This window comes from Arthrobacter sp. HMWF013, from assembly GCF_003061105.1.
Taxonomy (GTDB): domain Bacteria; phylum Actinomycetota; class Actinomycetes; order Actinomycetales; family Micrococcaceae; genus Arthrobacter.
In genome coordinates this window covers 1-11,710 of sequence record NZ_QAIQ01000018.1, presented here as the reverse complement: position 1 = coordinate 11,710, position 11,710 = coordinate 1, and the positions used below count along the sequence as shown (strand labels likewise).

At 65.6% G+C, this 11,710-nt stretch carries 10 protein-coding genes and 1 pseudogene; 8 read left to right on the top strand and 3 right to left on the bottom strand.

Annotation, left to right across the window (positions count from 1 at the left end; translation table 11 throughout):
• Positions 1–815 (top strand): sensor histidine kinase (locus DBR22_RS00830; RefSeq protein WP_108597347.1); only part of this gene is annotated, 815 nt, incomplete at its 5' end.
• Entirely contained in the window at positions 812–1,438 is a 627-nt protein-coding gene (locus tag DBR22_RS00825; protein WP_108597346.1) for a response regulator, read from the top strand. The genes DBR22_RS00830 and DBR22_RS00825, both read left to right, overlap by 4 nt.
• A gap of 14 nt (positions 1,439–1,452) precedes the next feature.
• On the opposite strand, the gene disA is transcribed toward DBR22_RS00825, so the two are convergent.
• A complete protein-coding gene (gene disA, locus DBR22_RS00820) occupies positions 1,453–2,529 on the bottom strand; it encodes a DNA integrity scanning diadenylate cyclase DisA (RefSeq protein ID WP_108597345.1) in 1,077 nt (358 codons plus the stop codon).
• A 254-nt stretch (positions 2,530–2,783) separates the two neighbouring features.
• Here disA and DBR22_RS00815 point away from each other — a divergent pair, with 254 nt between their 5' ends.
• Positions 2,784–4,472, top strand: a complete 1,689-nt coding sequence (locus tag DBR22_RS00815; protein WP_108597344.1) for an alpha-amylase family glycosyl hydrolase — start codon at positions 2,784–2,786, stop codon at positions 4,470–4,472.
• Positions 4,473–4,556: 84 nt separating this feature from the next.
• On the opposite strand, the gene DBR22_RS23650 is transcribed toward DBR22_RS00815, so the two are convergent.
• On the bottom strand, positions 4,557–4,739 hold the full coding sequence (locus tag DBR22_RS23650; RefSeq protein ID WP_108597343.1) for a hypothetical protein: 183 nt from the start codon (positions 4,737–4,739) through the stop codon (positions 4,557–4,559).
• 193 nt (positions 4,740–4,932) lie between these two features.
• On the opposite strand from DBR22_RS23650, the gene DBR22_RS00805 reads away from it, so the two are divergent.
• The 3 genes from DBR22_RS00805 to DBR22_RS00795 are packed head-to-tail and all read left to right on the top strand — an operon-like array spanning position 4,933 to position 8,437.
• Complete coding sequence (locus DBR22_RS00805) at positions 4,933–6,546, top strand: peptide chain release factor 3 (RefSeq protein WP_108597342.1); 1,614 nt, start codon at positions 4,933–4,935, stop codon at positions 6,544–6,546.
• 6 nt (positions 6,547–6,552) lie between these two features.
• Entirely contained in the window at positions 6,553–7,797 is a 1,245-nt protein-coding gene (locus DBR22_RS00800) for a beta-ketoacyl-[acyl-carrier-protein] synthase family protein (RefSeq protein WP_108597341.1), read from the top strand.
• Positions 7,798–7,846: 49 nt separating this feature from the next.
• A complete protein-coding gene (locus tag DBR22_RS00795; RefSeq protein ID WP_108597340.1) occupies positions 7,847–8,437 on the top strand; it encodes a flavin reductase family protein in 591 nt (196 codons plus the stop codon).
• A gap of 2 nt (positions 8,438–8,439) precedes the next feature.
• Here DBR22_RS00795 and radA read toward each other — a convergent pair whose 3' ends face one another.
• Complete coding sequence (gene radA, locus DBR22_RS00790) at positions 8,440–9,813, bottom strand: DNA repair protein RadA (RefSeq protein WP_108597339.1); 1,374 nt, start codon at positions 9,811–9,813, stop codon at positions 8,440–8,442.
• A gap of 311 nt (positions 9,814–10,124) precedes the next feature.
• On the opposite strand from radA, the gene DBR22_RS00785 reads away from it, so the two are divergent.
• Together DBR22_RS00785 and DBR22_RS00780 are read left to right on the top strand one after the other, a co-directional pair.
• Positions 10,125–11,384 (top strand): ABC transporter substrate-binding protein, encoded by a 1,260-nt coding sequence (locus tag DBR22_RS00785; protein WP_108597348.1) that lies wholly within the window; start codon positions 10,125–10,127, stop codon positions 11,382–11,384.
• Positions 11,385–11,443: 59 nt separating this feature from the next.
• A pseudogene (locus tag DBR22_RS00780) lies at positions 11,444–11,710 on the top strand (sugar ABC transporter permease); the annotation flags it as partial.

Below are 11,710 nucleotides of genomic sequence, written 5' to 3'. Positions count from 1 at the left end.
GTCCAACGGCGGCAGCTACCGCCGTTGGACTGTTCCGGCTCAGCGGCGGCAGCGATGTGGCGATGCTCCTGGGTCCCCTGGCCGTGGGCGTCATCCTGACGTTGATCTACGACCGCATTGAAGATGACGCTGCCGAACAACGCCGCCTGCATGCCGCGGTTTCCCTGGCCCAGGAACATCTCGCGGCCACCGAGCGCAAGGCGGGCAGCATTCAGGAGCGGGAGAGGGTTTCCCGGGAAATCCACGACACCGTGACGCAGGGCCTGGCCAGCAGTATTCTCCTCCTCGAGGCCGCCAACCGTTCCTGGCCCGGTCCCGCCGCGCGTGAGGATGTCCGGTCTGCCACCGCCCTGTTGCGCCAGAACCTTGCGGACACCCGCAGCCTGGTCCACGAACTGGCTTCCCCAGGGCTGGAAACGGCGCCCCTCCCGGATGCCCTCCTCAAAGCGGCGTCGCAGTACCTGCCCGGTGTCCGCCTGCTTGTCACCGGTGAGCCCCGTCCCGTCCCTGCTCCTGCCCGGCACGCCCTGCTGCGGGTGGTTCAGAGCGCGGCCGCCAACGTGGCACTGCATGCGTCCGCGGCCAACTCCACCGTAACGCTGGGTTTCCTGCCGGGCGCCGTCACGCTTGACGTGTACGACGACGGCGCGGGCTTCGATCCGTCGGCACTCGGACCGCCGTCGGACGCAGGGGGCTATGGATTGCGGGCCATGCGGCAGCGCGTTGAGCAACTCGGCGGCACGTTCTCAGTTGAAAGCAGCCCCGGCGAAGGGACCGTTGTCGCTGCGGAACTGCCTACCGGGGAGAAACCATGAACGTCATAACAGTGCTGCTCGTGGATGACCATTTCGTGGTCCGAAGCGGCCTGAAGGCGCTGTTGGCAACGAAGCCGGACATCGAGGTGGTCGCCGAGGCAGCCTCGGGCGAGGAGGCGCTGGTCCTGGTGGAACAGCACAGCCCCGCCGTGGTGATGATGGACCTTGCCATGGGGGCCGGCATTGACGGTATTGAAGCGATCAGGCAGTTGCGCCGGCTGAACGCCCGGCAGGCGATCATCGTCTTCACAACCTACGATTCAGATGCCGACATCGTCCGCGCCGTGGACGCAGGGGCGATGGGTTACCTGCTCAAGGACGCCTCACCCGAGGAGATCTTTGCAGCTGTCCGCGGCGCAGTCCAGGGCAAGAGCGTCATGAGCGCACCTGTGGCTTCCCGGCTCTTCCAACAGCTGCGGGATCCGGACGCAGTCCTTACCCCGCGCGAAGCCGAATTGCTGAGCCTGCTGACTGAAGGACTGAGCAACCGCGAACTGGGTCAGCGGCTGTTTATCTCCGAGGCAACCGTGAAGACGCACCTTGCGCACATCTACGCCAAGCTCGGGGTGGAAACCCGATCAGCGGCAATCGCCACCGCCATCCGCCGCGAAGGCATGCGCTAGGAGAGCCCCGGATCCTAGAGGAACCGGTCCAGCAGGCTCGCCTCGGCCATCCGGCTCAGGCCCTCCCGGACGGTGCGGGCACGCTGGTCACCGATCCCGTCAACGGTCATCAGATCGTCAATGGTGGCGGCCATCAGGAACTGCAGCCCGCCGAAGTGGTCCACCAGGCGGTCGGCCACAGCCTTGGGGACTGCCTTGAGGCCGGAGAGCAGCCGGTAACCGCGGGGCTGCACCACGGCGTCGAGGTTAGCCTCGCCGCCCGCAAAACCGACGATGCCGGAGATCTTGCCCAGATCGATCAGCTCGGTGGGGCCGAGGTTTACCAGGGCGGTGACCGCTTTTTCGATGTCCTCTGCGGAGGCGTCCGGTCCCGCGTAGTCGCGGATAATGACATCGCTGCCGGGGCCGCGGCCCACGGTGAGCTCGTCCAGCTGGAGGGACAGCAGCCGGCCGTCCTCGCCAAGTTCGAGCACATACTGCGAAATTTCCTCGGAGATGCGGCGGACCATCTCCTGGCGTTGCAGGGTGACGGCCACGTCCCGGACGGTCACCATGGCCTCGATCTCCAGGGCGGACAGCGAGCTGGTCACCTGGTCCAGCCGCGAACGGTACCGTTCGAGGGTGGCAAGGGCCTGGTTTGCGCGGGCCAGGACCTTTTCGGAACCCTCCAGGACGTGCCGGAGGCCATTCACGTACAGCGCGATGATCTGCATGGACTGGCTTACGGAGATCACGGGCACGCCGGTCTGGATGGCCACCCGCTCGGCGGTGCGGTGCCGGGTGCCGGATTCCTGGGTTTCGATGCTGGAGTCGGGGACGAGCTGGACGGCGGCGCGGAGGATGTTGCCGGCGTCCTTGTCGCAGATGATCGCACCGTCCATTTTGGCCAGCTCGCGAAGGCGTGTGGGCGAGAAGTCGATGCCGATATCGAACCCGCCCGAACAGATGGATTCGATGGTCCGGTCGATGCCCAGCACTATCAGTGCACCGGTACGCCCCCGGAGGATGCGTTCCAGTCCATCCCGTAACGGAGTGCCTGGAGCCACTCTTCCCAGAGTCGCCTTGAGCGATTCTTCGGGGCTCCGAGCCATAGGTGTTCCCTTCAAAGGTGCAGGCTGCCGCCTGCAGGTACGCCGGATTCAGCCTCCGCCGGCAGGATCAAAAGTACACAGTTTCCCGCAACCTCAATACTAGGGGTAAGAATCAGCAATATCCGCACGGTTAAGCCCTAAAGTGGCCCATACGGGGTGCCCCTAAAGTGCGCATTTCACGTTCGGCGGAGGCTGGCCGGACGGAGCACTTTGGCACGAAGGCAACGGAAACCGGACAGGGAGCGTGGACGCGGATGGATGAGCATAACCCGGGCGCAGCAGTGGGCACCACAGTGGGTCCCGCAGAGGACAGCGGCGCAGCCGCAGGCTATCCGGCACCCCCTGAATGGCTGGCGGACGCCGTCATCTACGAGATCTATCCGCAGTCGTTCGCGGATTCCGACGGCGATGGCATCGGTGACCTACCGGGCGTCCTGGAGCACCTGGACTATCTGGAGTGGCTCGGGGTGGACGTGATCTGGTTCAATCCGTGCTTCGCCTCGCCCTTCCGGGATGCCGGCTACGACGTGTCCGATTACCTCACCATCGCGCCCCGCTATGGAACAAACGCGGACATGACCGCCCTGGTCAGGGAAGCCGGGAAACGTGGAATCCGGGTACTGCTGGACCTCGTTGCAGGCCACACCTCTGTTGACCACCCATGGTTCCGTGCGTCCATGAATGACGGATCCGACCACCGCTACGTCTGGTCCGGCCGTCCCGGTGATGCTTTTGTCCCCTCGCCGGGACGCCGTCCGGGCTGGTATCTCAAGAATTTTTTCCCCGAGCAGCCGGCATTGAATTTCGGCTACGCACGGCTGGCTGAGGACGAGCCATGGCGGCAGTTGCCGGATGCCGCGGGACCCCTTGAAAACAGGGCGGCACTTCGCGAGATCATCGGCTACTGGCTGGGCTGCGGGGTGGCCGGGTTCCGTGTGGATATGGCCTTCTCGCTGGTCAAGGATGACCCTGGCTTGGTTGAAACAACAGCTCTGTGGCGGGAACTGGCGGTCTGGATGAAGGGCGCCTACCCGGAGTCGGTCCTCCTTCCGGAAAGTGACGAGTGGAGGACGGTCGACGCCGGCGCCCGGGGAGGATTCGACGCGGACTTCTCACTCGTGATCCACGAGGAGCACAGCGCTCTTTTCAACAACGGCGGCGCAGGGCTGCTGCCGTGGCAGGAAGAAACGGAGCCCTGCTATTTCGATCCCGACGCCGACCCCGCCGAGGGCGCCCGGGCTTTCGGGAAGTTCCTGGGCCTGTGGAACCACCATCGGGAAACCAACGGGCCGGACCGCCTTGTGGTGCTGCCTTCGGCGGATCACGATTTCTCGCGGCTGGTCTGCGGGAACAGGACAAGTGAGCAGCTTCCCGCCGCCTTCACGTTCCTGCTGACGTGGGGTTCCATCCCGTCCATCTATTTCGGTGACGAGATCGGCATGCGCTACCTGGAAGACGCCCCCGAGAAAGAAGGCAGCATCTGGACGCCTAAGTACAACCGGGCAGGGTGCAGGACCCCCATGCAATGGGACAACGCCCTGGCCAACGCGGGCTTCTCCACCGCGCCGCCCGAAGAGCTGTATCTGCCCCAGGACCCCGATCATGACCGGCCCACGGTGGCGGCGCAAAGCGAGGACCCGGGTTCGCTCCTGCACTTCGTCCGCCGGCTTGTTCAGCGGCGCAAATCAACTCCGGCGCTGGGAACCAGGACTCCCACGAGGCTGCTCTCCACCGGCTATCCCCTCGTGTACGTCAGGAACGGCACGCACCTGGTCGTCGTCAACCCGCTGCGGCGCGCCGCACAAGTAGACATCGCGCTTCCCGGAGGATCGGCGGCCCGGCATCTTATGGGCGAAGGCGTCCGGATCGACGGCGGAACGGTCCACGCCGAGGGCTTCGGCTGCGGTGTCTTCGAACTCCCCGGCCAGCCCGCGCCCAAATAGGGTGGCCGCCCGGCGGTGTGCCCACCCCACGGCGTACCGGCTGCCCCCACGGCGTACCGGCTGCAGGCCTGCCGGGCAACCGGTTCAGGGTTTCGGCCGCTGCCTGGACAGGCGCTCCAGGTCAACTCTGACGTTCAGCAGCGACGCGGCCCGGAGCGCTTTCTCCTCCTGCGCGGGCTGTGTCAGACGCCTGGGCGGCGCCTTGGTGACCGCTGCCGGGATAGGCGGTGGAGTGGCAAAGGGGTCATAGAAAATGAGGCCGATCATGCGGCCACCGTAGCGGGACCTCGTTTCACCGGCTTGAACCACCTGTTTCGCCGGTGTTAAGCGCCCATCGGGTGCCCCTTCGGCGTGCAGCCATTGCTGCGATAAACTTGGAACTTGGCTGTCAGAGAGCCACGCTTCCCCGTCAAGGCCTGCCGAGCGCCTGGGGTAACCCCATCGCAGCGAAAGTAGCACCGTGTCCCAAGATGTCCAAAGCCCCGCCCGAGTCCACGAGATTCACAAACAGGCGGCCCGGCGTCGGACCTTCGCTGTTATCTCCCACCCTGACGCCGGCAAGTCCACGCTGACAGAGGCCCTGGCGCTGCACGCAAAGGTGATCGGCACGGCCGGTGCCTCAAGCGGCAAGGCCAACCGCAAGGAAACGGTCTCCGACTGGATGCAGATGGAGAAGGACCGCGGCATTTCCATCAGCTCCGCGGCACTCCAGTTCTCCTACCGGGACACCGTCATCAACCTGCTGGACACCCCCGGCCACGCCGACTTCTCCGAGGACACCTACCGCGTCCTGGCCGCCGTGGACTGTGCGGTGATGCTCGTGGACGCCGCCAAGGGCCTCGAAACCCAGACCATGAAACTGTTCGAGGTCTGCAAGCAGCGCAATCTGCCCATCATCACCGTGATCAACAAGTGGGACCGTCCCGGCCTTGACGCGCTGGCATTGATGGACGAGCTCACCGAACGCACCGGCCTGCAGCCCATGCCGCTGACCTGGGCCGTGGGCATCTCCGGTGATTTCCGCGGTGTCTGGGACCTCCGCAATGACAGGTTCGCCAGTTTCAAGCGCAACAACTCCGGCGCCAACATCGCCCTGACCGAGTACTTCACCCCGGAGGAAGCTGCCGAGAGCCAGGGCAGCAACTGGTCAGACGCCGTTGACGAAGCCGGCCTGGTGATCGAATCCAACTCCGAGTTCGATGTCGAGGCCTTCCACGCCGGCACCGCAACGCCCATCCTCTTCAGCTCCGCCGCATTGAACTTCGGCGTGAAGGAACTCCTGGACGCACTGGTGGACTTCGCGCCGCCCGCCGCACCGCGGCCTGACATTGAGGGCAGCCCCCGTCCGGTGGAATCGCCCTTCTCAGGTTTCGTCTTCAAGGTCCAGGCCGGCATGAACAAGGCCCACCGCGACCACGTTGCCTTTATCCGCGTCTGCTCCGGCGTCTTCGAACGCGGCATGGTGGTCACCCAGACGCGGACCGGAAAATCGTTCGCCACCAAGTACGCACAGCAGGTCTTCGGCCGCGAACGCGAGGTCATTGACGAGGCCTACCCCGGCGACGTCGTGGGCCTGGTCAACGCGTCCTCGCTGCGCGTTGGTGACAGCCTCTTCATCGAGGACACTGTGGAGTTCCCGGCCATCCCGCTGTTCGCCCCGGAGCACTTCCAGGTGGCACGCTCCAAGGACCCCAGCCGCTTCAAGCAGTTCCGCCGCGGCATAGAGCAGCTCGAACACGAGGGCGTCATCCAGGTGCTCCGCTCCGATGTCCGGGGTGACCAGGCGCCGGTGCTCGCCGCCGTCGGCCCCATGCAGTTCGAAGTGGTGGAGGACCGCATGGCGCACGACTTCAGCGCTCCCATGCGGCTCGAACGCCTGCCGTACTCAATCGCCAGGATTTCGACGGCGGAGGCCATGCCTGCGCTGGCCAACGTCCCGGGCGCCGAGGTGCTTTTGCGCTCCGACGGCGAATACCTCGCCCTGTTCAACGACGTCTGGGCCCTGCGCCGGATCGAGAAGAACCACCCTGATCTGACCCTGGTGCCGATCGGCACGCACAACCCCGCGAAGTAGGGCACTATGACTGCAGTTCACCCCGGTCCGGTTCAACCACGCGCACTGATCACCGGCGTCGGAACCGTCAACCCGCTCGGCTCCACTGCCGCGGAAACCTGGTCCGGGCTGGTGGCGGGGGAGGCCGGCATCGCCGCACTGGCGGAGGCCTGGGCCGAGCGGCGCCCCGTGCGCATCGCCGGACAGGTCACTGCCGACCTCGCCGAGCACCTCACCACCCGCGAAATCAAGCGGATGGACCGGTGCGGTCGGCTGGCGCTCATTGCCGCCCGCGAAGCCTGGCAGCAGGCGGGTGCCCCCGACGTCGATCCCGAACGGTTTGCCGTGGTGATCGGCTCTGCCTACGGCGGACTGGGCTCCACCCTGGAACAGGACCGGACCCTTGCCGAATCGGGCCCCCGCAAGGTCTCCCCGCACACTCTCACGCGCCTGATGGTCAACGGCCCCGCCGCCTGGGTGTCCATCGATCTCGGCGCCCGCGGCGGAGCCCGGACCCCCGTCAGCGCCTGCGCGTCCGGCGCCGAAGCAATTGTCCAGGGCGCCGAAATGATCAGGTCAGGGGCTGCCGACGTCGTGATCGCCGGCGGTGTTGACGCTTCAGTCAATGACCTGGTGATTACCGGGTTCTCACAGATCCGTGCCCTCTCCACCCGCAACGGGGAACCGCAGCGCGCATCGCGCCCGTTTGACGGCGCACGCGACGGTTTTGTCCTCGCTGAGGGCGCCGGCATCGTGGTGCTGGAGAGCGAAGAGCACGCCCGCGCGCGCGGTGCCGCCGTGCTTGGCGCAGTGGCCGGCGGCTCGGTAACCTCCGATGCCAACGACATTGTGGCGGCCGATCCCGCCATGCAACGCCGGGTGATGCAAAAGGCCCTGGCCTCGGCCGGACTGGAAGCCTCGGACATCGGTTTCGTCCACGCGCACGCCACCTCCACCCCTGTGGGTGACCGGCTCGAGGCGCAGGCCATCAGCGCAATATTGGGTCCCGACGTTCCGGTGACCTCCACCAAGGGCCACACGGGCCACCTCCTGGGCGGCGCCGGCGCACTTGCCGCCGTCGTCGTGGTCCAGGCGCTGCAGACCGGGCAGCTCCCCGGAACCCTGAATGTCGAGTCGCTCGATCCGGAACTGAACCTGAATGTCGTCACTGAAAAGGTGCGCGCCCTGGCGCCCGGCTCCGCGCCTGCAGGACTGGTCAACGCGTTCGGCTTCGGCGGCCACAGCGTCGCACTGGTGATTACCAAGGCGTAATTGGGGCCCGGAGTACGCTGGGACCGGACTCAACAACAAGGAGGCTGCGGTGACCAGCGAAGCACTCGGGGCCCCGTTCGACACCCACGAACTCCGGCACGCATTCGGCACGTTTGCCACCGGTGTCACGGTGGTGACGTGCAATGCCGATGACGGGGTGCCGCACGGTGCCACAGTGAATGCCTTCACCGCGGTATCCCTCGATCCGCCGCTTGCCCAGGTGACGTTGACGCGTACCTCGCGGGCAGCCCGCTACCTGGAGGGCGCCCCTTTTGCCATCAACATCCTGTCCCTTGACCAGTTGGACGTGGCCCGGCACTTCGCCGGCAGGGTCATGGAAGACGAACCGGAGTGGACCCTGGACGGCGATGTGCCCATCCTGACAAGGAATGCGGCCACCCTTGAATGCCGGCCGTGGAACATTTACGACGGCGGGGACCACATCATCGTGGTGGGGGAAGTGATCGCCCTCGACGTCACCGGGCGGGAGCCGCTGCTCTACTTTGGTGGCACGTTCCACGAGATCGGACGGCTCGTGGACGGCGCGGCAGGGGACCGGACGGCTGAGGTGCCCGAAACGCCCGACGACGGCTGGTTTGCCGGCGCCAGATCCTTCAAGCCGCTGAGCCACGAACCTTAGGCTTACCCGATCAGCAGGCTCAAAGCCTCCGTCAGGTGTTCCACTTCCCGGACCGAGAAGCCGGCTGGAACGGGGCCCGGGCCGTTATGGCTGGCAGGAACCACCGCGTGGGTGAAGCCCAGCCGGTGCGCCTCCTGGATCCGCTGGTTGATGCCGGGCACCGGGCGCACTTCGCCGGCCAGGCCTACTTCCCCGAAGGCGATCAGCCGGATGGGAAGCGGTTTGCGGGCCTTGGCGGAGGCGACGGCGAGGGCAACTGCGAGGTCCGTGGCGGGTTCGCTGAGCTTCACCCCTCCCACCGTGGCCACGTAGGAATCATCCTTGTGCAGCAGGCAGCCGGCCCGCTGCTGCAGTACCGCCAGGAGCATGGATACCCGTGAGCTGTCCAGCCCGCTGGTGGCACGGCGGGGCTGTGAGTTGGCGCTTTCAGCAAGCAGTGACTGCACCTCCGCCAGCAGCGGCCGACGCCCTTCCATGGTCACGGTGATGCAGGTGCCGGAGACGGGCTCCTTGGTACGGCTGACAAAAAGCCCGCTGGGGTCCGTGAGTCCTTCGATGCCGTTCTCGTTCAGATCGAAACAGCCGACGTCGTCCGTGGGGCCGTAACGGTTCTTGACGGCGCGCAGCATCCGGAGACGGGAATGGCGCTCGCCCTCAAACTGGCAGACCACGTCCACCAGGTGTTCGAGCAGCCGCGGTCCCGCGATGGAACCGTCCTTGGTCACGTGCCCCACCAGGAGCGTGGTCATGTTGCGCCGTTTGGCCACAGCAATGATGGACGCGGCCACCTCCCTGACCTGGGAGACACCGCCCGCGCTGCCGTCCACGTCCGCGCTGCTGAGAGTCTGGACCGAGTCGACAATGAGCAGCCGCGGTTCGATCTTTTCCACCTGGCCCAGTGCCTGGCCGAGGTCCGTTTCCGCCGACAGGTAGAGGGAATCGGCGACGGCGTCGATCCGTTCGGCGCGAAGCTTCACCTGCGCCGCGGACTCCTCACCGGTGACATACAGGACGTCCTGCGCGGTGCGGGCGAATTTCGCGGCGACGTCCAGCAGCAGCGTTGACTTGCCCACGCCGGGTTCCCCGGCCAGCAGGATAACGGCGCCCGGAACCAGTCCGCCGCCCAGCACACGGTCCAGTTCGTCGACCCCGGTGGGCAGGAAAGCCGCCGTGGTGGCGTCCACTTCGGCAATCCGGCGGGCCGGTTCGAGAACCGTGGTGGCCGCCGTCGTCCGCGCCACCGCAGTGCCGGTTTCCTCAACGGTGCCCCAGGCCTGGCACTCGCCGCAGCGCCCCACCCACTTCACGGCCGTCCAGCCGCACTCGGCGCATTTATACGCGGGCGCCTTGGACGCGCGGGTTGTCTTTGTAGCCATGGGTTCAACCCTACTGGCGGGCACGGACATTGCCCGCGAGCGGCAGCGTATGCCGGTCCGTCTGCACCAACGCGGGGTCACTCCCGGCCCAATAAACAGAGGTTTTTGGGCCGGAAGTGACCCCGCGTTGAAGAACTCGGAACAACCGTGAGAGAGCGCTCTCTTGACAGTGATGCGCGCCACGCTTAGTGTTGGGGGACTTGCAAGAGAGCGCTCTCTCAGACCCGAGCTATTTCCCCCACAAAGGAGTGACCGTGAAACTCTCACGACGAAATACCGCTGCCGCCATAGCGGGAGCAGCAGCCCTGGCCATGCTGGCCACCGGCTGCGGAAGCAGTTCAGACAAGGCAGCCAGCGCGGACAACCCCGTTGAACTGACGGTTACCACCTTCGGGACCTTCGGCTATAACGATCTCTACGGCGAGTACGAGCAGGCAAACCCCGGAGTCAAGATCAAAGCCACGAACATCGACCGCGGCTCGAATGCCCGCACCGACGCGTTCACCAAGCTGGCAGCAGGCTCAGGCCTCAGCGACGTAGTGGCCATCGAGGAAGGCTGGCTGGGCTCCATCATGGAGGTCTCGGACCAGTTCGTTGACCTGAACGAATACGGTGCGGCGGACATCAAAGCCAACTGGGTCGACTGGAAATATCAGCAGGGCACCGACCCCGCGGGCCGCGTGATCGGCTACGGCACGGACATCGGTCCGCAGGGTCTTTGCTACAACGGAAAACTCTTCGAGGCAGCGGGCCTTCCCAGCGACCGCGAATCCGTGGCCAAGCTTTTCGGTGGGCAGGACGCCACCTGGGAGAAATACTTCGAACTTGGCAACCAGTACAAGGCGGCCACCGGAAAGGCCTGGTACGACCAGTCCGGATTCGTGTGGAACTCCATGGTGAACCAGATGGAGGAGGGGTACTACACCAAGGACGGCGAGCTGAACGTCGACGGCAACGCCGAAATGAAGGACAAATTCGGGATGCTGGCCGCCGGAACCGCCGCCGGACTCTCAGCCAACCAGACCCAGTGGGACTGGGGAGACGGCAAGGCATTCGTTGACGGCTCCTTTGCCACGTTCGTCTGCCCCGGCTGGATGCTTGGCACCATCAAGGGCCAGCTCGAATCCGCCGGCGGCGGTGCCGGCAGCGGGTGGGACTTCGCCGATGTCTTCCCCGGCGGTGCGTCCAACTGGGGCGGAGCGTTCCTCTCCGTACCCAAGACCTCGGAGCACCCGGCAGAGGCTGCGAAGCTTGCCGCCTGGCTGACCGCCCCCGAGCAGCAGGTCAAACAGTCCGCGGCAGCCAACAACTTCCCCAGCACCCTCAAGGCCCAGGAAAAGCTGGTCCAGGACGCCACGCCCAACGTGCTCTTCAACAACGCTCCCACCGGCGCCATCCTGGCCAACCGTGCCAAGGGTGTAGTTGCCCAGTTCAAGGGACCGGATGATTCGGTCATCCAGGAAAACGTATTCGGCCCTGCGCTGAAGACCCTCGACGCCGGAACCGCCGATGCGGACAAAGCCTGGTCTGAAGCCGTGCGCCTCCTCAACGACCTGGTCGTCAACAACTAGCAAGACCCGCTGTGGGGCCTCCCGCGACGGGAGGCCCCCCGATGGACTGCGAGAGCCCCATGACAACAACGCTGAACCGGTCCGCAAAGCCTGCGGTCAAACCCCAACCCACCTTCAAGCAACGCCTGAGCATCTTCGACGTCAAGGCTTCCCCCTACTTCTACGTCGCGCCGTTCTTCATCCTCTTTGCCCTCGTGGGCCTGTTCCCCCTGGTCTACACATTCTTTGTGAGCCTCTTTGACTGGCACCTGCTCAAGGGCCAGGGACAGTTTGTGGGACTGGAGAACTTCGCCGAGGTCCTGCAGGACCGCTTCTTCTGGAATTCC